This is a genomic window from Silvimonas sp., assembly GCF_031291215.1.
Lineage (GTDB): Bacteria > Pseudomonadota > Gammaproteobacteria > Burkholderiales > Chitinibacteraceae > Silvimonas > Silvimonas soli.
The window spans coordinates 56,614-78,752 of sequence record NZ_JARLJK010000009.1 but is presented as its reverse complement, the minus strand read 5'-3'; the positions used below and the strand labels follow the sequence as shown (position 1 = coordinate 78,752).

The following is a 22,139-nucleotide window of genomic DNA, read 5'->3' as shown; positions in this document are numbered from 1 at the left end:
GCCAAATACAAGTAGAATCAGCGGGTTTAGAGTCACCACGCCCACCGGGCCGAGAACTACGCAATGCTGACCTTTCAGGAAATACTGCTTACGCTGCAAAGCTATTGGGCCCGCCAGGGCTGCGCGCTATTGCAGCCTTACGATATGGAAATGGGTGCCGGTACTTCGCATACCGCCACGTTCTTGCGCTCCATCGGCCCAGAGCCGTGGAATGCCGCGTACGTGCAACCCTCGCGTCGCCCCAAAGACGGCCGCTATGGCGAGAACCCCAACCGCCTGCAGCACTACTATCAGTTCCAGGTGGTGCTCAAGCCTTCGCCAGACAACATCCAGGACTTGTACCTGGGTTCGCTGCGCGAACTGGGCGTTGACCCGACCATACATGACATCCGTTTTGTAGAAGACGACTGGGAAAACCCGACACTGGGCGCCTGGGGCATGGGCTGGGAAGTCTGGCTGAACGGCATGGAAGTCACCCAGTTCACCTACTTCCAGCAAGTGGGCGGTCTGGATTGCAAGCCGGTGTTGGGCGAAATTACCTATGGCACCGAGCGTCTTGCGATGTACCTGCAAGGTGTAGAAAACGTCTATGACCTGATCTGGACGCGTTATCCCGATGGTCAGGAAGTCACCTATGGCGACATCTATCACCAGAATGAAGTGGAGCAATCCACTTACAACTTTGAATACTCCAACGTCGAATTGTTGTTGAGTCTGTTCAACAGTTTTGAAGGTGAAGCCCGCACCCTGCTGGAAGCCGGTTTGCCGCTGCCAGGCTACGAGATGATCCTGAAAGCCGCGCACACCTTCAACCTGCTGGATGCACGCGGCGCGATTTCGGTGACCGAACGCGCAGCCTACATCGGCCGTATCCGCACGCTGGCGCGCATGGTGGCGCAAGCCTATTACGACTCGCGTGAAGCACTGGGTTTCCCCATGTGCAAAACGCCGGTCTGAGGCCGACGCCGATGAGCGTCGTGCGCCGTCTTGTCTTTGCCATACCTCTGCTGGTCATGCTGGCGGCGTGTGGCAAATTTGACGATGGCACCACTGGTCCGCAACCCGTGCCCACGCACGGAGACTGGCGCTCCTACGGCGAAATGGAAGACTTTGAAGTGCTGGCCGATATCAAATCGATCTCGCACAACGAGCGCGACGCCGATTCGCAATACACCTATGTGTGGATGCTCCAGCACTTCAAACAAACCCAAGTCGATGGCACGTCCAAAGGCGAGTACCGCAAAAAGTACATGCGCCAGGCCATACACTGCCCGAGCGGGCGCATGGCCGGTATTGCCGTTGAATTGCGTACCGAAGACGACGAAATCGTCGCCCGGTATGACGTCCCCGGTTATCAGTGGGAGTTTGAAACTCCCGCTCCCGATACTTATGGTTCGGACTTCGTGCGTCAGGTCTGCCTGATCGAGAAGCACCAGGACCAACAAGCTGAAAAATCGAACGAGTAAATCACGATGTCGCAAACCCTGCTGATCGAACTTTTCACCGAAGAACTGCCGCCTAAGGCACTCCCGCGCCTGGGCGCTTCGTTCGCGCAAACGCTGTTTGACGAACTGAGCAAACTGGGCTTCGTGGACAAAGACGTGGAGTTCCACCCTTTCGCCAGCCCGCGCCGTCTGGCGGTATCGATCCCCAACGTGCTGGCAGTGCAACCGGAACAGCAAATCGAAAAGAAAGGCCCAGCCGTTGCTGCGGGCTTCAAGGATGGTCAGCCTACGCCAGCGCTGGCCGGCTTTGCCCGTTCTTGCGGCGTAACGCCCGAGCAACTGGAAAAAACCCACGACGGCAAGCAGGATATTTTTGTTTTCCGCGCCACCAAGCCGGGCGAGCCATTGTCTGGTGTATTGTCTGCTCTGGTCGAACTGGCACTCAAAAAACTGCCCGCGCCCAAAATGATGCGTTGGGGCAATCGCGATGGTCAGTTTATCCGCCCGATTCACGGCCTGATCGCTCTGCATGGCAACGACGTGATCCCGGCTAAAGCTCTGCATCTGGATGCAGGCCGGGTGACGCGTGGACATCGTTTCTTGTCGACAGGCGAAATCAGCCTGAGCAGTGCCGACGGTTACGCCAGAACCCTGTACGAAAGCGGCAAAGTGGTCGCCAGTTTTGCCGCACGCCGCCATTTGATCGAAGATCGTCTGACCAGCGCCGCGCACGCCATTGATGCCACCATCGCCCCGTCCGACGGTTTGCTCGACGAAGTCACCGCGCTGGTTGAATGGCCTGTTGTCTACACCGGCGAATTCAGTGCGGACTTCCTGAAAGTACCGCAGGAATGCCTGATTCTGTCGATGCAGCAACATCAGAAATACTTCCCGCTTCTCGACGCCAACGGCAAGCTGCTGCCGAAATTTCTGGTGGTATCCAACCTCGAAACCGCCGACCCATCCAACATCATCCACGGCAACGAGCGCGTGTTGCGCGCACGGCTGTCTGATGCGCAGTTCTTCTTCCAGCAAGACCAGAAAATCAAGCTGGAAGGCCGCGTGGGCAAGCTGCATCAAGTGGTTTACCACAACAAGATTGGTAGCCAGTTTGAGCGCGTGGAACGCCTGACCAAGCTGGCCGGTGAAATCGCCGCCGCTTTGGGTGCAGACCGCAAACTGGCCGAACGGGCCGCCTACCTGGCCAAGGCCGATCTGGTATCCGATATGGTCGGCGAGTTCCCGGAACTGCAAGGCATCATGGGCATGTACTACGCCCGCATCGACGGCGAAGACGAACAAGTCGCGCGCGCTATCGAAGGCCACTACCACCCTCGTTTTGCCGGCGACACGCTGCCGGAAGGCCCGATTGCTCTGGCCGCCGCTCTGGCCGACAAGCTCGAATCCATCGTCGGAATCTATGGCATTGGTTTGATCCCGACCGGCGACAAAGACCCGTTCGGCCTGCGCCGCGCCGCCTTAGGCGTGCTGCGCATGTTGCTCACCTTGCCTTTGAATCTGAAAGCGTTGCTGGTCAGTACTGCGGCCACCTTCCCGGCGGGCGTGGTTAGCGCCAATGTGCCTGATGGCGTGTTTGATTTCATGCAGGAACGCCTGAAGAACTATCTGGCGGCCGATTACCCGGCGGCCGATATCGAAGCCGTGCTGGCGTTCAAACCGGCCCGCCTTGACGACATCCAGAAACGCCTGGCGGCAGTGGCCGAGTTCAAAGCGCTGCCAGAAGCCGCAGCATTGGCAGCAGCCAACAAGCGTATCCGCAATATCCTGAAAAAAGTGGAAGGCGAGATTCCGGCATTGAATCCGGCCTTGTTTGCCGAGCCCGCAGAAAGCGCTTTGCATGCCGCCGCCCAAACCATTACCGGCCCGGTCAACAATGCACTGGCGACGCAAGACTTTACTGGCGCGCTCAAGCAATTGGCCGCGCTCAAAGCGCCGGTCGATGCGTTCTTTGATGGCGTTATGGTCATGGCAGAAGATGCCGCTGTGCGTGGTAACCGTCTGGCACTGCTGGCAGGTCTGGCTGAGTTGATGAACCGTGTGGCAGAGCTGTCGCTGCTGGCCGAATAAGCTGTGTAATGCGAACCGCGCTCAGCCAATCCAGCTGGCGCGGCCAACCTGAATGGTCATGGCCCATATGCAACTTAAACTGCTGATTCTTGATCGTGACGGGGTCATCAATGAAGACGACCCCAACTACATCAAATCACCCGCTGAGTGGATTCCCATCCCTGGCAGCCTGGAAGCCATTGGCGAGCTGACACGGGCGGGCTGGTCGCTGGTGGTCGCCACCAATCAATCCGGCGTGGCTCGTGGCTATTACAACGTGGAGATGCTTAACCGCATCCACGCCGCCATGTACAAAGCAGTGAACGAGGCCGGTGGGCATATCGACGCAGTATTTTTCTGTCCGCACGCACCTGAAGATCAATGCACCTGTCGCAAGCCACTGCCCGGCATGATCCTGGATATCGTACGGCGCTATAACATCCAGCCTGCCGAATGCATCATGGTGGGCGACAGTCTGCGCGACCTGGAGTGCATTGCCAACGCAGGCGGCAAAGCCATTCTGGTACGCACCGGCAACGGCGCCAAAACCGAAGCCGCAGGCAAAATGCCAGCAGGCACACTGGTGTTCAACGATCTCGCCGCCGTGGCGCGGCATCTGCTCACGAGCAACTGATTAATCCGTTCGCGCACGCGAATCAGCAAGGAAGTACCCAAGTCATGGTGTTGTTGCGCTCTCTCATTTACTGGCTGTTCTTCAGCATCGTTACCCCGCTGTACGCCCTGCTGTGCTTTCTGATTTTGCCGCTGCCGCCCAGAACCCGCGTCAAGATCATCTCGACTTGGTGCGTGACTCTGCTGTGGTTGCTGGAGCGCATTTGCGGCCTGAAATACCAGGTAACCGGCCGCGAGAATATCCCGCCAGGCCCGGCAATGATCATGTGCAAACACCAATCCGCTTGGGAAACCCTGGGCTTGCAATTGGTGTTCCCGCCGATGGTGTTTGTGGTGAAGCGCGAACTGTTCAAGATTCCGTTTTTTGGCTGGGGCTTGCGCGCTGCCGCGCCGATTGCCATTGACCGCTCTGCCCGCGCCGAAGCCCAACGTTTGTTGATGGAACAAGGCCGTGACCGGGTTGCGGCTGGTTTGTGGATCGCCATTTTCCCGGAAGGCACGCGTATTGCGCCGGGCCAGCGAGGCAAGTACAAACAAGGCGGCGCCCGACTCGCTAGTAGCCTGGATATCCCGATCGTTCCCGTGGCGGTCAACGCTGGTGAATTCTGGCCGCGCAACTCGTTCCTCAAATATCCAGGCGTAATCACCATGGCCATTGGCCCGGTTATTGAAACGACCGGACGCACGCCCGACGAACTCATGGCCGCAGCGGAAACCTGGATCGAAACCGAACAAAGCCGCATCGAAGGTGCCGGCCCATGCTTTCCCGGAAATGAGCAAGCAAAAGCTTGAGTTGCAGAACGGCGAGATGCTGGAGTACGAACTGACTCGCAGCGCCCGTCGTCGATCAATCGGCCTCAAAGTAGACCGCTCCGGGCTCACGCTGGTGATCCCCACTCGCGCCACCTTGGCCGACGCCGAGCGGGCCATCCGCGCCAAGCTGGCGTGGATACGCGGGCACCTGAGCAAATTGCAAAACCTGCCGCAGGTTACGCCGAACCCTTTGCAGGCTGGCGCCACCGTCCAGTGGCTAGGCCAGCCCTGCCAGATCATCGCCCCTGCCCCACGCAGCAGACTCTCCGATCAAACTCTGGCACTGGCCAGTAAAACCGGTGAGCCTGCAGCCGTACTGGCTGCATTTGTACGCTTCAGCCAAGCCGCAGCGCGCGTCTATTTTGCCCAGCGCGCCGCCTTCTTTGCGCCATTGATGCGGGTCAGCCCCAAGCGGGTCTTGTTGACCTCCGCCGGGACGCGTTGGGGATCATGTACTGCAGCCGGCGATGTGCGTATCCATTGGCGCCTGATGCAAGCGCCGCCAGCCGTAGTGGACTACGTCATCGTGCATGAGCTGGCGCACTTGCGAGAGATGAACCACTCTCCCCGCTTCTGGGCCGAAGTCGAAAAAATCGTGCCCGACTGGAAAACCCAGCGACAGTGGTTACGGCAGCACGGCAATGCGCTGCATGGTTAGCCTGTAGAGTGAACCTGGTTTACACAAAAAAAGGCCGCTTTATGCGGCCTTTTTAATGGCGAGCGCCTACCGCTCAAGGCAGAAGCCGAATCGATAATGCGGCGGAACCGGATTTACTCCAGCAATCGGCATCAGCGCTATAGCCCGTGGGACTATCCTTGGTTCCCGTCGCGCTGCTACGGATTTCGCCCGTGGTGGGATCACCATCGTCAAACTGCTGATCGAGTGCGCATGCGTAACGAATATCGACCACTTTTTCGTCCAACCCTTGCGCAACCAGCCAGCTAGAACCTGCTGCTGTGCCACCTTTGCCGTCTTCGCCTTTAGCCACCGCCCACAAAACACCACCAGGCATCTTCTGGTCAGCAGCAGCTAACAGTCTGCTGTTCTGGATCAGCATGCTCCAGAATTGCGAGGCTTCTGCTTCACCAAGTATCAAACCATCTTTGGGATTGCTGGCGTCGCCAACGCACTCGGCCGGAGTCTTCGCCGTGCTGCTGCAGCCATCTCCCGGGTATGCCTGATAACGTTCAAAGAAGACCTGCATGGCAGTCTGAATTTTGCTGGAACTGGCGTAAATGCTTTTGACCCGCGCACCATCAATCAGGTCTTTACCCTTAAACGCCATGCCCAACAACAAACCGACAATAACCAGTACGGTTGCCATCTCCACCAAGGTAAAACCGGCCTGGCGCGAGTGGCCTCGATACGTAGAGTACCTCATAAAATCTAACTCCTCATTTTCATTTGTGCGGTTGTAACTACCTGAAAATGCAAGGAGTGCTGGCGTATTTCTGTGGAAACGTTGCTTGTAGTTATTGGTTAGATTGGCGGCGAGCCGAGTTACGGCAATCTGCCCGCACTAATTGCCTCGGCAATCAATTGACTGGGGTTGATCCACTCAGTCAAATCGTCATAGGCGTTGGTGGCGGGCTCATCAACGCGCGGCTTGCTGATAAACATTTTGCTGTCGCTGGCATTTACCAACTCATCTGGATTCCCTTTGCCTTCAAGCGGCCCGGGGCCATGGGCGCCGTGCGACACAATCACCACGGCAACCGCGCTTGCGAGGTAGTCCTGGCTATTGGCGCTGGGGTAGATTTCCAGGTCCCCCAGCGTGAGCAGATGAAATACCATTCCCGGCGCCAGCAGGACTTCTTCAGACTTGTTGGTATTCGGCCCGGCAAATGCCTCGCTAACCCGATAGGTAAACGGCCTGCCCCAAGCGTCCACGTGCCCCAATCCCAGCGTCGCCCATGGCAAGTAACCCTGCAGATAGGCACATCTACCGGTGGTTGCTTCACGCATTTCCAGCCCGGTCGCCTCCGCGCCAACTTGCGCGGCACAGGGCAAGCGGCCATTGCGCACCGCATACCCGAGCAAGGTTTGCTTGATTGCCGCGAGTTGATCTTGCGTGGAACGTACGCGTTGCACCTCTTGTGACAAGCGGATCGCCCCCAGAGCACCGGCCATCAGTAGCCCCAGCACGGCCAATACCACCGCCATTTCAACGAGCGAGAAACCATTGTGGCGCGGTGAAGCCATTGTCTGATCCAGGTTTTAGCCAGCGGTAAATCCGGTCATTGCTGGACAGCGCGGGAACCGCCAGCATTTCTGTTTCGCCAGTCTGCGTTTGCCATCCTTGCTGATTGATCGCGCTATTCAATGCGCCGGTTCGCGGATCGACAAACCCCGTCACAGCCTCCAGATAATTGGCGAGATTGGATTTATCCGTGGAGGTGCTCCGAGCCTGGCCAGACAGCGGCCAGCCGGGGCTGACCATGATCGCGTCAGCGCGCACTGTCCCGCTGGTGGTAACAATTGTCGATGACACACTGCAACCCATTGCCGGTGGCGCAATTGCATCGGCGTTCACGCTGTAATAAAACTGCTGTTCCCAGCGATTGCGATACAGCCATTTGAAGCGCTCGGTCGCGTTGGCGCCCACCTGCTTGCTCACCTCATTAATCAGCCAGATCGATTTGGGCAAGCGCCCACGGCAAACCGCCGGATCTGGCACGCAATCATTGGCGTTGGTTTTTGTAGCAATATCGACGCAGGCCGGGTCATCAAACCTGGCTGGATGTGGCAGTTTTCCGGCTCCTTTGTACAGCCGCCACCATTCCAGCAAGCGTTGATAATCCCGCAATGCACGCAGCGAAACCGCCTGCATCAATTCGCTACGCCGGATCACCGCCACCCGGTCATTGAGGATCAATTTTTGCCTGGCGTCGCGAATATCGCCGCCGACAAACGCGCCTTTGCTCATATCCAGATTGCTGAAACTACCGTCTGTTGTACTGGCACTTTCGAGATAGTTAGATGCGTTGACTTTGTCTGCCGCAGTGCCACGTTTTTGGTTAGGCAGCGCCACACCCGGTGCAAAAATGACGACGACTGCAGGATCAGTCTGGGCAGTTAACGCGCTGTGCGCAGAGGCATCCCACGCCTGAAACCAGGCGGATTTGGGAACGAAATCCGGATTAAGAATGCTTGAGTTACTTTCTTCAAAGCCTTCCACGACAGCCATCCACAAGCGCTCGCCGCTGCCGTCCAGAAAAGGGGCGTGCAACATTGTCCGGTGGGCAATACGCCCCAAGCGCAAAGCGGCTTTCGTGCATGTTCCCGCCGCATCGCCCTGATAACCCGCACGGTCACTAGCGGGGTCTTTGCTGTCCGGGCACGGAAAAGCGCCGGGACGCGCCAGATTGGTGGAACCCGAACCACTCAGCCCACCGTTTTGCACTGACCACGCCAGCAATGCGCTGCGCGCATCCGCCAAGGCCCGGCGGGTTACTTCCTCGCGCCGTTCTACCGGGCTTACTTGTGCCAGAAGACTTTGGATCTGCCAGAGAAACACGCCGCACAGCAACGTCAGCATCAGCAGTGCAGTAACGCCGCGCTGGCATCGCAATGACCGTGGGGCTGAACGCCGGTAGCGGTTCATGGCCCCTCCTGCCATTCATCACCGACCCGCACATGCGCAGGGACAGATATCACAGGTTGTGATGCCGCATCGACCCAATGCCGAATGTGTCCGTCAGCAATTGTTTGCGCACTCAAAACATGAATAACGCTTACGGCGGGCATAGATGCGATGGTCATGGCCGCGCGTTCTTGCTGCGAATAAAACAACCGGCCCCACTCGGCAGCCACGGCTGGCAATGCGATACACAAGAGCAGAATCACGACAGATTTCATGGCTGCAACGCCCCGCCAGGCACGTTCGGGCCAAAACCGATCACTTCGCCGGAGCAATGCATAACAATGCCGGACGGATGGTCTGTGGTAGTGCTTCGAGTAAGGTGACACGTCGGCACATCCAGCCAGCCCGGGAGGGTTTCGAGACGAGACCAGAACCTGGAGAGTGCTTGCTCATGCATGAGCCAGACATCGAACTCCAGCGCCACTGCCACCAAACGCCACGCCCCTTGAACTGGCCCTGCAGGCAGGGGTTTGGCAAATTGTGAATGGATGATTTCGAATTGCCCATCAACCGCCCCTGCCACCCAGTCCTCTATTACTTTGGCATCTGCAGGTTGCAAGGCGCCTCGTTCAGCCAGTTGTTTGAGCCGCGCGCGGTCCTCGGCACTTAACCAGACCGGTTTGGGTTGCTGCTGGCTCTGCTGGCGATATTCAATCCATTCGTCCTGCGCATGTTGCAGCGCAAGCAAACGCCATGTGGCTACTCCAGCCAGAATCAGGGAGGCCAGCACTAGTGCGCTACTCGCCAGATAAGATCGCACTAAATGCCTTTGCATTACCGTGCACCTGCGGGATGTAATGACGCAAAGGCAATCAACCAGTGCCAGTGCCGATTGGACTCAGGCCTGGCATCTGCTACTGCAGGAGCTGTTCTGGACACTGCTGCCGCACCTTGTTCCAGCATGCTTTTTTTGAAAGTGTTAAACGTTGAGGTCTCACTGGAGCCGTCATCGGCAAGCAGCACGAGGCGCAATTGCCGCTTTATCCCCGCAGCAACGACATCAGCCTCGTCAACGGGCTCCCAATCCACCGCGTCAAGCTGCAATTGGGGGAATGCCAGTAACACCGTACTGAGCGACTGCAAAGCCGACTGCATATCCGGAATATCGGCGGGATATTTGCGGAACAGTTGCACAACTGCCTGATCAATATGGGCGTCAGACTCTGCAATCAGCGCTCGGGGCGGCTGGGTTGGCATCAGCAGGCCTTTCATTTCAGCGCGCACCTGTATTGAGTAAGCAAGCAGGAGCCCGCAATAAATACCGCTGAGTACCGCTATTCCCCAACTGGCCACGGCAAACCGTCGCGCTAACTGGTATCGCCGTTGCACCACCAACAAATGTGCAGGGAGTGGCAAAGCATTGCGAACCAAGGCCCTTCGCTGCAAAAGTCTGGACCTGCTATTTTTTGGTTCTGACTCGACCACCAGTTGGTGGGGCGGCATCCCCGGAAACACGGGCAGCGATGCGGCGGGCACTTCCGTCAGTTGTTCCGCAATATTGTGAGAGAGGCGGATCACCAACTGCTGCTCAGTGCCCAGCAACATCCGGCTCTCCAGATGAGCACAGGTATTGGCAATATCCTGCGCCAAGCCGTGTGGTGATTGCTCGTCCGTCTCCTGGCAAAGCCGGGTAAACAACGCCAGCCCATCTCGGGCGAGTACGTGGCGCACGCCACCACCGAGACCAGGAAGCACCCATAACTGTGGCCCCACCGCTTTGTAACGGATAGTGGCTACGAGGTCAGCGTAAAAACATACGCAGTCGATCACGTGCCCAGCGGCGACCAAGCCATCCAGCAGGTCTGCTATCAGTGTCGACTGCGCCATGCCACCGAAGACTGCCATTGTGGGTGTTACGCTTGGCATACTCCGGCCCGAACCTCCTGGACAACCAGGGAATATCTGTCGGGCCCGACTCTGCAGATAAGACGAGTAGTCCCTTTTTTTCAGCACCGGCAACGGTTCGATCAGATAATCCTGCTCAGGCAAATCAAGCACGATTGTTACCGGCTCAGCTTTTAGCGGTAGGCAGGACAGGACTTGAGCCAGCATGTCGGCCTGCAGCGGTATTTGCGCATGCCACTGCCAACGGGCGCCGGCACAGTGACCCGTACGAACAAATGCAGCGCCAACCATCACCACTGTTTTTGTTCTCATCGTAATCGACCCAGGTTATCGAACACCGGGCCCAACACGGCGAGCATGATCCAGCCAAGCAAACCACCCAGAACGACGGTTATGCAGGGTTCGATCAGACTATGGATACGCTGGGCAATCAGCTTTACGTCGCGCTGGTAGTAGTGGGCGACCTGGCGCAGTGCTGCGCCCAAATGGCCGGTTTGCTCGCCGGTTCGCAGCATTGCCATCAGTAAGTCAGGCAGCAAAGAGGTACTCGCAAATGCCTGCCCCAAGCTGGCTCCTTCTTCGATGCGCAAGCGGGCTTGCTGCAGGAGCGCGCGTAACTGGATGCTGGTCACTGCCGATTGGGCAATTCTCAAAGCATCCAGTAGCGGCACTCCGGCGTCGTAAAGCAGTCCCAGGCTCTGGGCGTACTGCCCCAATGCGCTCTTGAGTCTGAGCGTGCCAAGAAGTGGCAAATCGAGTAAAAACCGGTCACAGCCAGCCGCAACTCGGGAGCTCGTTTTGATTGCCCAGATCAGACCCGCAAGGCTCGTCAGCGCAAGTGACAAGATGGCCCAGCCGTAGTGACTAAGTAATCCTGTTGCGAGCAGCAGTGCCCGCGTGGCCAACGGTAATTTCCCACCAGTGTCCGCGACAAAATCCTGTACTTGCGGCATCACGCTGGTTAGCAAAAATAACGTGGCCGCCAGCATCACCGTGGCGGCAAAAACCGGGTAGTAGAAAGCCTTGCCAGTTTGCTCGGCGACTTCATCGCGCCACAGGAAATAGCCATGCAAATCAGCCAGCACTTCCACCAGTTGTCCGCTGGCTTCGCCCGCCCTCACCCCATTAAGCAGCAGTGGCCCGAAACACGTTGCGTGCGTCTCCAGTGCTTGGGAAAACGTTGAGCCCTCGTGAATTTGCTGCAGCACAAGAGGTACTGCATCTGCCAGAACACCCGCAGCCAATGCATTGCGCAATTGAGTCAGGCTATCGAGTAATGGAATTCCGGCCTGCAGCATCTGGCTCAAATGAAAGCAGAAATCAGCCAGATCACGCCAGCGCGCAGTTTTGCGGCGGAACACGCCCAAAGCGTTGCCCTGCCGTTGTGCCTGCAGCAGCGTCAGACCGCTGGCCTGCAACTCTTTTTCCAGCTCGACGTGTGAAGCAACATTGCGTTCACCCCGGCTAGGCCGGCCTTGCTTGTCGATGGCGTGATAGCGGTAGCGCATGGGCAATCACCGCAAAAACTGGGCTGAAAAGTCGGCCACCCGACAGGCTTCAGCCGTGTCCGTCTGGCCGGACAACACCCGGTTAATCAATTGCTCCTGCAAGGGCTGAAAGCCAAGTTGGCGAGCCATATCCAAAGCCTGCATGCGTTTCGCAGGCTGGAGCAGCAATGCGGCCAGTTCCGGCACCACAAACAATTGCTCCATGACTGCAAGACGGCCGCGATACCCACTGTCGCCACATCGTGGGCATCCCACCGCACGATATACCGGGCTCTCAGGCGCGCTTTCCACAATTCTCGCCAAGATAGCGTCTGCTGCTACTGGTTCGCGGCAGGCTACGCATAACTTGCGCACCAGACGCTGGGCTATGACTCCCAGCAAATTTTCGGCCAGCAACGCAGGGCTTACCCCCAGATCCAGCAGGCGCGGAACTGCCCCGAGCGCCGAATTGGCATGCAATGTCGCAAACACCAGATGCCCTGTCATGGCGGCCCGTAAAGCCACGGCGGCAGTCTGAGCATCCCGGATTTCACCGATCAGGATAATGTCCGGGTCCTGACGCAGCAGCGCACGGACACCCTCATCGAAATCCAGACGCGAGCCTTCACCCATTGAACTCTGCCGGACCCCGTCGAGCTTGTATTCGACCGGGTCCTCCAGCGCCATGATATTGACGCGCTCGCTTTTGAGATGAGCCAGAATTGAATACAAGGTGGTGGTTTTGCCAGAGCCGGTCGGGCCAGTCATCAAGATCAGCCCAGCCGGGCGCTGGATCAGTTGCAGCAGTCCTTTCAACGCTTTGGGTGGCAAACCCAACTGGTCTAACGCCAGCAAGCCGCGATTGCGCTCGAGTATGCGCAACACCAGGTTCTCACCCGTTACCGTCGGCATGCAGGCGGCGCGAATATCCAGTTGGCGATGGCCGCAATCCACGCTGAAGCGCCCATCTTGCGCTGCCCTATTTTCCGCAATATCCATCCCGGCCAGCCCCTTGAGCCGGACCAGCATCATGCCCCAGAACCTCTCATGCACCACACGCACCGCGCGCATGACGCCATCGACCCGATACCGGACGCGCACAAACGCAAGTTCTGGCTCAAAGTGGATATCAGATGCGCTTTGTCTGGCCGCATCCTCAATAAATGCCTGTACGAGCGAGCCCACCCGCCCATGACCGGTTTGGGCCTGGTCTGCAAGCGCGTCAATTTGGTCGAGTAAAGCCTCAATGCCCAACTCACGTGGATAACAAGCATCCAGGCGCAAGGCCAGGCGAGATTCGCTAATCAGCCTTGCCTCGACCCGGCGCGCCTGTGGCACCAGCCAGCGCAACCGATCCAGCAGCATCGGTTGGTTTGGGTCAACCAGACCAATCAATAACGCCGCCTCAATGGGCTCCCAAGCGATTGGATAAAAACCGTACTGCCGGGCCACCGCTTCTGGCACAAGACCAATGGCAATATCGTCCGCAACAAAATGTTCAGGTGCTGGCATCGCGTTAACGTGTTGCTCAGCCAACGCCGTATCCAGTTGCTGTTCAGACAAGAATCCGAGCAGCAAGAGTTGCTGTCCAATCAGCAAACCGGTGCGCCGCTGTTCCGCCAGCGCGATTTGCATCTGATCCGCAGCCACCCATTGGCGCTCCAGCAAATAACGGCCGAATTGCCCCACTTGCATGCGATGTGTGGTCATTGCTTGTCTGCCCTGGCGCCGAGGGTGGAGGCACTTGCCCGCAGCGCGTTGTGGCGCTGTAACCAAGCGGTATATCTCGCTTGGTGCTGGGCGGAGGTTTCTGTCGCAGATATCGATATTTGCGGGGCTGCTGGTGCTGTCGGCCAACGCAGGCCGGACACTATGGCGAGCAGAAGAAAGATCGCGGCAACGACCAGACGTGGCGGCATCATGGCGTTACTTCCGGAGCTTGCACGCTGCCGTTGGCAAATGCTGAAAGGTCGTTACCGGCCGCAGCAGAAAAGAAGGTATCACCAGGAGGCTGGATGCCGGTTTGTGCCAAGGTGGAATTCGGAGTCGAACCATCAATCACCCGTGGGCGCAGGAAAATCACCAGTTCGATCCGTCTGGTCTGGTCGTCGCGATAGCTGAACAAGTCACCCAGGCCAGCAACACGGGACAACCCGGGCAATCCGGTGCGCGCATTGGTACTGGCATCCTGGATCAGTCCGCCCAACATGGCCAACTGGCCTGACGGCACATGCAGCGTGGAGTCGAACTCACGCACCTGTAATACCGGCACCTGGCTAACCACCGGCTTTTGCATGTCTCGCGACATCAGCGCCACGGCTGGGTCTTCAACCCAGGAGCGGATATTGGTGATGGTCGGCCGCACATTCAGCGCGATTTCACCCGTGGCCGATACCTGTGTGAGTACCTGCAGTACCAGCCCCACCGGCACTGTGTGCAGTTTGCTGGCGTAGTGGCGGCGCGTGATATCGCCATTGCTGTTCTGGTCTTCAGTTAGATCCAGCGTGAAATAAACCTGTTCATCCACCACCTTCATCACGGCGGGCTGATTATTGATCGCAACGATTTTGGGGCTGGATAAAACCCGGGTGCGGCCAAATTGTTCGAGTAGTTTTACGGTGAGATTGAAACCACTCAACAGTGGATTGCCTTTGCTGATCAGGGCCAGCGGCACGTCACCCAAGTTGTTGCCTGTGGTTTGCTGCGAAACCTGCCAGCCTTTATCGGAAGCCGCGAGCCAGCCCCAGTCGATACCCGCCTGGTAGTGATCCGATAAAGCCACTTCCACAATCGTGGCTTCTATCAGCACCTGGCGTTGGGCATTGGCACCCAGAGAGTTGATAAAGCTGGCGACCTGCAACTGTTCTGTCGCAGTGGCATAAACGCCGATAACCCCGGTTTCGGGGTGCACCAGCACCAGTCTGCCAGGTTTGTGCGATTCGGTCGTGGCCGGTACGGCGATGTGCTCACCAGTTTTGCTCTCTGCCCGCGCCCGGCCTGCCTCGGCTAGATTTTTTTCGATACGCGACAGTTTTTCGGCCACGTCGATCGCCGAGGTCGTTTTGCCTGCAGTCGAAGTGCCAGCCAGAAGCGGCAACCCGGTTGGCGAAGAGACCTGGACCGCTGCAGCCACTGGCCGCTCAGTCACTTGCAGCATGGCTTTTAGATGGGCCTCCAGACGCTCCCAGAACATATTGTCGGCGGTGGATTCGATCTCGGTGGTGGAGCTATTGATTGCACTGCCTGTTCGTTCATTGCTGACGCTACCCCCAGTCCCTGAAACCGAGTTGGCCAGGCTGACCGAGGAACGCACTTTGCGCGACAGGTTGAAATAGTCGATATGGTAGTTCGCCCAATAAGGTTCATCGGGCATGACAGTTAACACCCCACTTTCCAACGTCCAGCGCAGCGGTACCTGCCTGGCCACCCGCTCAAGAATCTGCGGCAAGGTCTGATTCAATGCATTCAGGGTGACTTCGCCGCCAATTGCGGGATGCACGTCGAGGTTTACCTTGGCGTCACGCGCCAGGGTAAACAACAACGATGCCACCGGCAGCTTATAGGCCACGACGGAAAACAATTTGGGACGGTTCGGGGTGGGGATGGCGGGAGGAACAGACGTGGGGACAGCTGCGTCTGCATGAACTGGCAGGGGTGTATCCGACAAATGGCCCATTGGAAGTGGGCTTGGACGACCGGTCGTGCCGCAGCCGACCAGTACGCAACAAATCAGCAACATCCCGAACAATGTGAATCTTACCGTTTTGCCCATTTTGTATCGGCCCGACACAGCATCAGGCCAGCGACCCATGACGAAGAATGAGCGCTAAAAACTACACTTCGGCAAAAATTGAAATTTTGATGTTAGTCATTGGCAATTATTACGATAATTGCCTTTCTCAATTCTTTCTGACAGAACAACATTTGGTTGCATGTATTTTCATGACATATTCATAGGGCTGGCGGCAACGCCGCTTTATCCCTAAAATGGACGTCCTTTGTACTCACCAGTCTAACCGGGTTCGCATGACCTCCCCGCTTGTCCAGATCGATCGGGTTCGCTTCGGCTATTCAGAGCGAGACATCCTCAGTGATGTATCGCTTACAGTCGCGCGCGGCCAAGTGGTTGCCATTATGGGCGGTTCGGGCTCAGGTAAAACCACGCTCCTGCGACTGATCGGCGGCCAGATCAAGGCGCAAGGCGGCTCAGTCAAGGTTGATGGTGACGAAGTAGGTTCATTGGGTGAAAGCGCCCTGTATGGCATGCGGCGCAAGCTCGGCATGCTGTTCCAGTTTGGCGCGCTGTTTACCGATTTGTCGGTCTACGACAACGTGGCCTTCCCCTTGCGCGAACGCACTTCTTTACCCGAGTCGGTTATTCGCGATCTGGTTTTGATGAAGCTGCAAGCGGTCGGATTGCGTGGCGCCATTGATCTGATGCCATTCGAGCTTTCCGGCGGCATGGCACGCCGCGTGGCCTTGGCCCGCGCCACGGCGCTGGACCCGCTGATCATGATGTACGACGAGCCATTCACCGGGCTTGATCCGATTTCTCTATCGACAATCGGGCAACTGGTACGTGAACTCAACGATGCTTTGGGTGCGGCGTCGATCATCGTGACACACGATGTTTCTGAATCGCTGGATATCGTCGACTACGTTTATTTCTTGTCGGGCGGCAGCGTTGTGGGCCACGGCACACCAGACCAGATCCGTGCCTCGGAAGTGCCGTTTATCAAGCAGTTCATCAACGGCGAACGTGACGGCCCGGTGCCATTCCACAAGCCGGCCCCGCCTTATGCACTGGATCTGGGACTGGAGAACAACCGTGGATAATGTTCTCGTACGCTTTTTTTCGAGTATTGGTCGGCCATTTACCAATACCTTTATCAAGGTCGGGTTTGCCGCGCGTTTTTTTGTGGCGATACTGCGGCACTCGCCGACATCGTTACTGCGCTTACGCCTGACCATCCGCGAGATCTGGTTCGCTGGCGTGTTGTCGGTACTGATTATTGTGGTGTCTGGCTTGTTTGTCGGCATGGTGCTGGCGCTGCAGGGCTATGACACGCTCAGTCGTTTTGGTGCTTCATCCGCCTTGGGCATCATGGTGGCGCTGTCGTTGGTGCGCGAACTGGGACCAGTGGTCGGTGCACTACTCTTCGCCAGCCGTGCGGGTTCTGCCATCACCGCCGAAATTGGCTTGATGAAGGCCACCGAACAGTTGTCGGCCATGGAAATGATGGCGGTCAACCCGATCGCCCGTGTCGTCGCGCCCAAATTCTGGGGCGGTGTGATTTCGATGCCTTTGCTCACGGCCATGTTCAGCGCCATGGGCATTATTGGTGGTTATCTCATTGGCGTGCATTTGTTGGGGCTTGATTCCGGCATCTTCTGGTCGCAAATGCAAAGCTCGGTAGATATGCGATTTGATGTCATGAACGGCATCATCAAAAGCGTGGTGTTCGGGATTGCCGTTTCGCTGATCGCGGTATTCGAAGGTTACGACGCAGCACCTACCGCCGAAGGCGTCTCGGGGGCCACAACGCGTACTGTCGTAACTTCTGCACTGGTTATTCTTGGTCTGGACGTGATCCTGACCGCATTCATGTTCCGGGGAATCTGATGAAACGAGGCATGATCGACTTTTGGGTCGGACTGTTTATCGCCGCTGGTGTAGTTGCCATTTTGTTCTTGTCGCTGCGCGTGAGCAGCCAGAGCGGCCTGCCGGCGCGCTCAACTTATACGGTGACGGCCAACTTCGACAATATTGGCGGGTTGAAAGTGCGGGCACCGGTGAAAAGTGCCGGCGTAGTCGTGGGCCGCGTCACCAATATCGAACTGGATACGTCCCGTTACGTCGCCAAAGTCACCATGGCGCTGGATAACCACTATCATTTCAGCCGGGATTCATCGGCCGAGATTCTGACCTCCGGTTTGCTGGGCGAACAATACATCGGCATTACGCCGGGGGCTGACGACAAGATGCTCGCCGCGGGCAGCACCTTCAAACTGACATCGTCGGCCATCGTGCTTGAACAACTTATCAGTCGTTTCCTGTTTTCCAAGGCGGAAGACGGTAGCGACAAATCTTCAGCGGGAAATCAATAAATGACTGTGTTTAAAAACTGGCTGGCTGCGATCTGTGTGGCAGCGTTGCTTCCTGGTGCTGCATTTGCAGCGCCTGCCGCCACTGATTCACCTGAACAGATCGTGCGTAGTGTCAGCAAGGACGTGCTGGACATCCTCAAGAAAAACGACAAAGACACCAGTACCATCCGCAGTCAGGTTGAAACCCGTCTGGTGCCACTGGCCGACTTCAACCGCATGACCGCGCTGGCCGTGGGCCGCTACTGGAAAAGCGCCACGCCTGACCAGCAACAAGCGCTGACCAAAGAATTCCGCACCATGCTGGTTCGCACCTATCTGTCGGCGTTGACTATCTACAAGAACGCGCAGGTTGACGTGAAGGGTTCACGCCCGGGCGACACACCAGACGAGCAAACTGTACAGACCGAAGTCAACCTGCCAGGCCAGAAGCCAATTGGCCTGGATTTCAACTTCGAGAAAACCGACGCAGGCTGGAAGGTGTTTGATATCTCGGTTGAAGGGATCAGCTTCATCAACAGCCACCGCAACCAGTTTGGCACCGTTATCCGCAAAGACGGTATTGATGGCCTGATCAAGCAGCTCGCGGCCAGCAATGCGGGCTCCACTGCAAAAACCGGTAGCGCTGCCAAATGAGCGTTCATGCCATTACCGGCAAGTTAACGATGGACACCGCCGGCGCGCAGCTGGCGGCATTCTCGTGGCCAGTAGCGGCAAATGAACTGACGCTGGACTTGAGCCAGGTGCAGGAAGTCGATTCGTCGGCCGTTTCAGTGCTGTTGCATTGGCAACGCCAGGCAAAAACCCAACAAGCCAACTTCCTGATTACCGGCGTGCCTCCGGCGCTACGTGAGCTGGTGCGGCTGTATGGTGTAGAAGACCTGCTGCCCACCGGGGCCTGAACGGATCGGTAAACCCCGCCCCACGCGGGGTTTTTGCTTTTGTGACCGCTGTAAATTCACTTTTCAATTCAGGCTGATAGCTTGCCCGAAACCGCTTACAATACGGGTCTGTCCCGAATCAAAAAAATGCCAATCCTGACCATGCGACGACTTGTCCCCATTGCCGCGCTGTTGCTGACGGCCTGTGCCAGCCCCAAAAACAATTACGATCCGCTTGAACCGGTCAATCGTGGCGTTTTCTTTGTGAACAACGTGGTCGATCAAGCCGTGGTCAAACCGATGGCAACGGTCTACGCCAATTACGCCCCTGGCCCGGTCAAGCAAGGCACCAGCAACTTCTTTGGCAATATCGACGACTTGTTCTCCAGCTTTGGCTCATTGCTGGAAGGGCATTTCAAAGAAGCAGGCACCAGTATCAGCCGCGTCGCCGTCAACACTACCATTGGCATGTTTGGCATTTTTGACTGGGCCACAGACATGAAATTGCCAAAGCCGGATCAGGATTTAGGTCTGGCATTGGGACATTGGGGAATCGGCAGCGGCCCTTATCTGATGCTGCCGCTGCTGGGACCAACCACCTTGCGTGATTCGGTTGATCCGGTTGTGCGCACTTTCTATGGCCCGGGCAGTTATCTGAACACCACCGGCGAAGAAATCCTCTGGGCGTCTGTTGATGGCATCAATATGCGGGCTCAGGTTCTGCCGCTGGATGCACTGATCGAATCCCAACCTGACCCGTACGCCTATATCCGTGACGCCTATCTGCAGCGCCGCTGGTACAAGGTTTACGATGGTCAGCCGCCACACGCCTTGCAGTTGGGTCCAACTGACGATGACGACGCGGCTGATGACGCAGCACCGGCACCTGGCGCCGCCAGTGCGCCTGCCGCTGCTGACAAGCCCGTTGCCCCAGTAGATGCTTCTGCAGTTGCCTCGGCCACGCCAGCCGCAGCAGTAATCGAAGCGCCCGCAGCCACTGCTGCGTCGGCAGAAGCAAAGGCCAGTCAGTGAGCGCTATCCAGTTCAACCAGGTCGTCAAACGTTATGGCGACTTCCAGGCGCTCAACGATGTCAGCTTTAGCGTAGAAGAAGGCGATTTCTTTGCACTGCTGGGTCCAAATGGCGCAGGTAAAACCACGCTGATATCCATCCTGGGCGGTCTGGCCCGCGCCACCAGCGGCCAGATTTCGATCATGGGCCGCGACGTGGTCACCGATTACCGTAATGCCCGTCGCGCCGTCGGCATCGTGCCGCAAGAATTGGTGTTTGATCCGTTCTTCAGCGTGCGCGAAACGCTGCGTTTTCAGTCGGGGTATTTCGGCCTCAAACAAAACGACGCCTGGATCGATGAGATCCTCGAAAACCTTGGCCTGACCAATAAAGCCAATGCCAATATGCGCTCCCTGTCTGGCGGTATGAAACGCCGGGTGATGGTGGCTCAGGCGCTGGTGCATCGGCCCCCGGTCATTGTGCTGGATGAGCCCACGGCCGGGGTGGATGTGGAACTGCGCCAGACACTGTGGGAGTTCGTGCGCCGCTTGAACAATCAGGGCCACACCATTGTGCTGACCACGCACTATCTGGAAGAGGCTGAAGAATTATGCAATCGCATCGCCATGCTCAAGCAAGGCAAGCTGATTGCGCTGGAAGACAAACAAAAGCTGCTCAATCGCGGCAAAGCCCGCACGCTGCGCATCAAATTGTCTGAAGGCAATTTGCCATTAAGCCTGGCCGATCAGGTCATCGCCGAGAAAGACGGTCTGTATGATTTGCGCCTTGCTGACGTGGCCGGACTGGAACAGATTCTGGGCGAACTCCGCCAGCATGGCGCAATCGTGCGCGATATCGAGATCGCCAAACCCGATCTGGAAGACATCTTTGTCGAAATGATGCAAGGCCGTACTGCGCAAGGCTAAGCCCGCACAGACGCCCGACGGAACCCACATACATGCAAGGTTTTTCCACCCTTTTCTACAAAGAACTGCTGCGCTTCTGGAAGGTCAGTTTTCAGACCGTACTCGCGCCGATTCTGACAGCGCTGTTGTATTTGCTGATCTTTGCCCATGTGCTCGACTCACATGTAGAACCTTATCCAGGCGTGCGCTATACCGCGTTTCTGATTCCGGGTCTGGCGATGATGTCGATGCTGCAGAACGCGTTTTCCAACACCAGTTCCAGTCTCATTCAGTCCAAGATCACCGGAAATCTGATCTTTATTTTGCTGCCGCCGCTGTCGCACTTTGAATTCTTTGCCGCTTACGTGCTGGCAGCTGTCTTGCGCGGCGTGATTGTAGGCGCGGGCGTATTGCTGGTAACGCTGTTTTTTGCCATTCCGCCAATCCAGCACCCCTTGTGGATTCTGGTGTTTGCGCTACTGGGTACCTCGATCATGGCCATTCTGGGTTTGATCGCGGGGATATGGGCCGACAAATTTGACCAGTTGGCGGCTTTCCAGAACTTTTTGATCATGCCGCTGACTTTCCTGTCTGGCGTGTTTTACTCGATTCACAGCCTGCCACCGTTCTGGCAAGGCGTTTCCAACTGGAACCCTGTGTTCTATGTGATCGATGGCTTTCGCTTCGGATTTTTCGGGGTTGCCGATGTTTCGCCATGGCTCAGTTTGACCGTTGGCGGCGCTACATTGCTGGTACTCGCCACATTGGCCTGGCAACTGATAAAATCCGGTTATAAATTAAGGCACTAGACTAGAAAGCAACGATTCTGATGACTCCCGAACAAGTTCAAACCCTGCTGGTTACCCGCCTGGACGCCACCGCGACCGAGGTGACTGGTGACGGCCACCATTTTTACGCCCGCCTGGCTTCGCCCCGTTTTGAAGGGCTGGGCCTGCTGGCACGACATCGCCTGGTCAAAGAGGCACTCAAAGACGTGATCGATTCTGGCGAACTGCATGCGCTGTCGCTGGAAAAAACGCTCACGCCCGCAGAATGGGCCAACCGGTGAGCGATCCTGATCGCTTCAATCTCGATGGCATCGCCGCTGACAAAGCCCGCATCGAAGAAGCCAACCGGACCCAGCGCACAACGCGCGACCGCAGCACCCAGAAGCTGATCGCACTGACCAATCTGCCCTGGCTGATCGCCATCGCGGCCTGGTTGCTGTGGAAATACCTCTGAGCACAGTCCAGATAACTCATACCGAAGCAGCCGCTAACGGCTGCTCACGCTAACCGCATTC

25 protein-coding genes are annotated in these 22,139 nt (G+C 57.2%); 16 read left to right on the top strand and 9 right to left on the bottom strand.

Annotated elements, in window-relative coordinates; translation table 11 throughout:
• The first annotated feature begins 63 nt into the window (after nucleotides 1-63).
• Genes glyQ through P4L78_RS00535 form a run of 6 tightly spaced genes read left to right on the top strand, consistent with a single transcriptional unit; the run spans nucleotide 64 to nucleotide 5,616 of the window.
• Nucleotides 64-957, top strand: coding sequence for a glycine--tRNA ligase subunit alpha (glyQ, locus tag P4L78_RS00560; protein WP_283150895.1), 894 nt, complete (start codon nucleotides 64-66; stop codon nucleotides 955-957).
• An 11-nt stretch (nucleotides 958-968) separates the two neighbouring features.
• On the top strand, nucleotides 969-1,466 hold the full coding sequence (locus tag P4L78_RS00555; protein ID WP_309326253.1) for a surface-adhesin E family protein: 498 nt from the start codon (nucleotides 969-971) through the stop codon (nucleotides 1,464-1,466).
• A gap of 6 nt (nucleotides 1,467-1,472) precedes the next feature.
• Nucleotides 1,473-3,533, top strand: coding sequence for a glycine--tRNA ligase subunit beta (gene glyS / locus P4L78_RS00550; protein WP_309326252.1), 2,061 nt, complete (start codon nucleotides 1,473-1,475; stop codon nucleotides 3,531-3,533).
• A 58-nt stretch (nucleotides 3,534-3,591) separates the two neighbouring features.
• Nucleotides 3,592-4,146: a D-glycero-beta-D-manno-heptose 1,7-bisphosphate 7-phosphatase gene (gene gmhB / locus P4L78_RS00545; RefSeq protein ID WP_309326251.1), complete on the top strand. Its 555-nt coding sequence runs from the start codon at nucleotides 3,592-3,594 to the stop codon at nucleotides 4,144-4,146.
• Between the two features lie 44 nt (nucleotides 4,147-4,190).
• A complete protein-coding gene (locus P4L78_RS00540) occupies nucleotides 4,191-4,937 on the top strand; it encodes a 1-acyl-sn-glycerol-3-phosphate acyltransferase (protein ID WP_283150899.1) in 747 nt (248 codons plus the stop codon).
• Complete coding sequence (locus P4L78_RS00535) at nucleotides 4,918-5,616, top strand: M48 family metallopeptidase (protein ID WP_283150900.1); 699 nt, start codon at nucleotides 4,918-4,920, stop codon at nucleotides 5,614-5,616. Before P4L78_RS00540 ends, P4L78_RS00535 begins: the two co-directional genes overlap by 20 nt.
• A 73-nt stretch (nucleotides 5,617-5,689) precedes the next feature.
• On the opposite strand, the gene P4L78_RS00530 is transcribed toward P4L78_RS00535, so the two are convergent.
• The 9 genes from P4L78_RS00530 to P4L78_RS00490 form a co-directional block, all read right to left on the bottom strand.
• The gene (locus P4L78_RS00530) at nucleotides 5,690-6,340 is read right to left on the bottom strand and encodes a prepilin-type N-terminal cleavage/methylation domain-containing protein (protein WP_309326250.1); all 651 of its coding nucleotides are present in this window, start codon (nucleotides 6,338-6,340) and stop codon (nucleotides 5,690-5,692) included.
• A 119-nt stretch (nucleotides 6,341-6,459) separates the two neighbouring features.
• Nucleotides 6,460-7,161, bottom strand: coding sequence for a prepilin-type N-terminal cleavage/methylation domain-containing protein (locus tag P4L78_RS00525; protein ID WP_309326249.1), 702 nt, complete (start codon nucleotides 7,159-7,161; stop codon nucleotides 6,460-6,462).
• Nucleotides 7,124-8,563 (bottom strand): hypothetical protein, encoded by a 1,440-nt coding sequence (locus tag P4L78_RS00520; RefSeq protein ID WP_309326248.1) that lies wholly within the window; start codon nucleotides 8,561-8,563, stop codon nucleotides 7,124-7,126. Before P4L78_RS00520 ends, P4L78_RS00525 begins: the two co-directional genes overlap by 38 nt.
• Nucleotides 8,560-8,817, bottom strand: coding sequence for a hypothetical protein (locus P4L78_RS00515; protein ID WP_283150904.1), 258 nt, complete (start codon nucleotides 8,815-8,817; stop codon nucleotides 8,560-8,562). Before P4L78_RS00515 ends, P4L78_RS00520 begins: the two co-directional genes overlap by 4 nt.
• Nucleotides 8,814-9,377 carry a hypothetical protein gene (locus tag P4L78_RS00510; protein WP_309326247.1) on the bottom strand — a complete coding sequence of 188 codons (564 nt, stop codon included), beginning with the start codon at nucleotides 9,375-9,377 and terminating at the stop codon, nucleotides 8,814-8,816. Before P4L78_RS00510 ends, P4L78_RS00515 begins: the two co-directional genes overlap by 4 nt.
• Nucleotides 9,377-10,654, bottom strand: coding sequence for a hypothetical protein (locus tag P4L78_RS00505; RefSeq protein WP_309326245.1), 1,278 nt, complete (start codon nucleotides 10,652-10,654; stop codon nucleotides 9,377-9,379). Before P4L78_RS00505 ends, P4L78_RS00510 begins: the two co-directional genes overlap by 1 nt.
• A 101-nt stretch (nucleotides 10,655-10,755) precedes the next feature.
• A complete protein-coding gene (locus tag P4L78_RS00500) occupies nucleotides 10,756-11,955 on the bottom strand; it encodes a type II secretion system F family protein (protein WP_283150907.1) in 1,200 nt (399 codons plus the stop codon).
• A 6-nt stretch (nucleotides 11,956-11,961) separates the two neighbouring features.
• Nucleotides 11,962-13,644 carry a GspE/PulE family protein gene (locus P4L78_RS00495; RefSeq protein ID WP_309326244.1) on the bottom strand — a complete coding sequence of 561 codons (1,683 nt, stop codon included), beginning with the start codon at nucleotides 13,642-13,644 and terminating at the stop codon, nucleotides 11,962-11,964.
• Nucleotides 13,645-13,852: 208 nt separating this feature from the next.
• Nucleotides 13,853-15,502, bottom strand: coding sequence for a secretin N-terminal domain-containing protein (locus P4L78_RS00490; RefSeq protein ID WP_309326242.1), 1,650 nt, complete (start codon nucleotides 15,500-15,502; stop codon nucleotides 13,853-13,855).
• Between the two features lie 458 nt (nucleotides 15,503-15,960).
• Between P4L78_RS00490 and P4L78_RS00485 the strand changes: the two genes are divergently transcribed.
• From P4L78_RS00485 to P4L78_RS00440, 10 genes are all read left to right on the top strand, one after another.
• Nucleotides 15,961-16,770 carry an ABC transporter ATP-binding protein gene (locus P4L78_RS00485; RefSeq protein ID WP_283150910.1) on the top strand — a complete coding sequence of 270 codons (810 nt, stop codon included), beginning with the start codon at nucleotides 15,961-15,963 and terminating at the stop codon, nucleotides 16,768-16,770.
• Between the two features lie 25 nt (nucleotides 16,771-16,795).
• Entirely contained in the window at nucleotides 16,796-17,557 is a 762-nt protein-coding gene (gene mlaE, locus P4L78_RS00480) for a lipid asymmetry maintenance ABC transporter permease subunit MlaE (protein ID WP_283151417.1), read from the top strand.
• Between the two features lie 11 nt (nucleotides 17,558-17,568).
• On the top strand, nucleotides 17,569-18,042 hold the full coding sequence (mlaD, locus tag P4L78_RS00475; protein WP_390901571.1) for an outer membrane lipid asymmetry maintenance protein MlaD: 474 nt from the start codon (nucleotides 17,569-17,571) through the stop codon (nucleotides 18,040-18,042).
• Nucleotides 18,043-18,675 (top strand): phospholipid-binding protein MlaC, encoded by a 633-nt coding sequence (locus P4L78_RS00470; RefSeq protein WP_283150912.1) that lies wholly within the window; start codon nucleotides 18,043-18,045, stop codon nucleotides 18,673-18,675.
• Entirely contained in the window at nucleotides 18,672-18,941 is a 270-nt protein-coding gene (locus P4L78_RS00465; protein WP_283150913.1) for a lipid asymmetry maintenance protein MlaB, read from the top strand. Before P4L78_RS00470 ends, P4L78_RS00465 begins: the two co-directional genes overlap by 4 nt.
• Nucleotides 18,942-19,067: 126 nt before the next feature.
• Nucleotides 19,068-19,952 (top strand): VacJ family lipoprotein, encoded by an 885-nt coding sequence (locus P4L78_RS00460; protein ID WP_309326241.1) that lies wholly within the window; start codon nucleotides 19,068-19,070, stop codon nucleotides 19,950-19,952.
• Nucleotides 19,949-20,857, top strand: coding sequence for an ABC transporter ATP-binding protein (locus tag P4L78_RS00455; RefSeq protein ID WP_283150915.1), 909 nt, complete (start codon nucleotides 19,949-19,951; stop codon nucleotides 20,855-20,857). The genes P4L78_RS00460 and P4L78_RS00455 overlap by 4 nt, the downstream gene beginning before the upstream one ends.
• A gap of 32 nt (nucleotides 20,858-20,889) precedes the next feature.
• On the top strand, nucleotides 20,890-21,645 hold the full coding sequence (locus tag P4L78_RS00450; protein ID WP_309326240.1) for an ABC transporter permease: 756 nt from the start codon (nucleotides 20,890-20,892) through the stop codon (nucleotides 21,643-21,645).
• Nucleotides 21,646-21,665: 20 nt separating this feature from the next.
• Nucleotides 21,666-21,905 carry a BolA family protein gene (locus P4L78_RS00445; RefSeq protein ID WP_283150917.1) on the top strand — a complete coding sequence of 80 codons (240 nt, stop codon included), beginning with the start codon at nucleotides 21,666-21,668 and terminating at the stop codon, nucleotides 21,903-21,905.
• Nucleotides 21,902-22,078: a hypothetical protein gene (locus tag P4L78_RS00440; protein ID WP_309326239.1), complete on the top strand. Its 177-nt coding sequence runs from the start codon at nucleotides 21,902-21,904 to the stop codon at nucleotides 22,076-22,078. Before P4L78_RS00445 ends, P4L78_RS00440 begins: the two co-directional genes overlap by 4 nt.
• The last annotated feature ends 61 nt before the right edge of the window (nucleotides 22,079-22,139 follow it).

Excerpts from the sequence above, each read along its gene's own strand:
- glyQ (WP_283150895.1), top strand. The coding sequence starts at position 64 with ATGCTGACCTTTCAGGAAATACTGCTTACGCTGCAAAGCTATTGGGCC.
- P4L78_RS00555 (WP_309326253.1), top strand. The coding sequence starts at position 969 with ATGAGCGTCGTGCGCCGTCTTGTCTTTGCCATACCTCTGCTGGTCATG.
- glyS (WP_309326252.1), top strand. The coding sequence starts at position 1,473 with ATGTCGCAAACCCTGCTGATCGAACTTTTCACCGAAGAACTGCCGCCT.
- gmhB (WP_309326251.1), top strand. The coding sequence starts at position 3,592 with ATGGCCCATATGCAACTTAAACTGCTGATTCTTGATCGTGACGGGGTC.
- P4L78_RS00540 (WP_283150899.1), top strand. The coding sequence starts at position 4,191 with ATGGTGTTGTTGCGCTCTCTCATTTACTGGCTGTTCTTCAGCATCGTT.
- P4L78_RS00535 (WP_283150900.1), top strand. The coding sequence starts at position 4,918 with ATGAGCAAGCAAAAGCTTGAGTTGCAGAACGGCGAGATGCTGGAGTAC.
- P4L78_RS00530 (WP_309326250.1), bottom strand. The coding sequence starts at position 6,340 with ATGAGGTACTCTACGTATCGAGGCCACTCGCGCCAGGCCGGTTTTACC.
- P4L78_RS00525 (WP_309326249.1), bottom strand. The coding sequence starts at position 7,161 with ATGGCTTCACCGCGCCACAATGGTTTCTCGCTCGTTGAAATGGCGGTG.
- P4L78_RS00520 (WP_309326248.1), bottom strand. The coding sequence starts at position 8,563 with ATGAACCGCTACCGGCGTTCAGCCCCACGGTCATTGCGATGCCAGCGC.
- P4L78_RS00515 (WP_283150904.1), bottom strand. The coding sequence starts at position 8,817 with ATGAAATCTGTCGTGATTCTGCTCTTGTGTATCGCATTGCCAGCCGTG.
- P4L78_RS00510 (WP_309326247.1), bottom strand. The coding sequence starts at position 9,377 with ATGCAAAGGCATTTAGTGCGATCTTATCTGGCGAGTAGCGCACTAGTG.
- P4L78_RS00505 (WP_309326245.1), bottom strand. The coding sequence starts at position 10,654 with ATGCTGGCTCAAGTCCTGTCCTGCCTACCGCTAAAAGCTGAGCCGGTA.
- P4L78_RS00500 (WP_283150907.1), bottom strand. The coding sequence starts at position 11,955 with ATGCGCTACCGCTATCACGCCATCGACAAGCAAGGCCGGCCTAGCCGG.
- P4L78_RS00495 (WP_309326244.1), bottom strand. The coding sequence starts at position 13,644 with ATGACCACACATCGCATGCAAGTGGGGCAATTCGGCCGTTATTTGCTG.
- P4L78_RS00485 (WP_283150910.1), top strand. The coding sequence starts at position 15,961 with ATGACCTCCCCGCTTGTCCAGATCGATCGGGTTCGCTTCGGCTATTCA.
- mlaD (WP_390901571.1), top strand. The coding sequence starts at position 17,569 with ATGATCGACTTTTGGGTCGGACTGTTTATCGCCGCTGGTGTAGTTGCC.
- P4L78_RS00470 (WP_283150912.1), top strand. The coding sequence starts at position 18,043 with ATGACTGTGTTTAAAAACTGGCTGGCTGCGATCTGTGTGGCAGCGTTG.
- P4L78_RS00465 (WP_283150913.1), top strand. The coding sequence starts at position 18,672 with ATGAGCGTTCATGCCATTACCGGCAAGTTAACGATGGACACCGCCGGC.
- P4L78_RS00460 (WP_309326241.1), top strand. The coding sequence starts at position 19,068 with ATGCCAATCCTGACCATGCGACGACTTGTCCCCATTGCCGCGCTGTTG.
- P4L78_RS00450 (WP_309326240.1), top strand. The coding sequence starts at position 20,890 with ATGCAAGGTTTTTCCACCCTTTTCTACAAAGAACTGCTGCGCTTCTGG.
- P4L78_RS00445 (WP_283150917.1), top strand. The coding sequence starts at position 21,666 with ATGACTCCCGAACAAGTTCAAACCCTGCTGGTTACCCGCCTGGACGCC.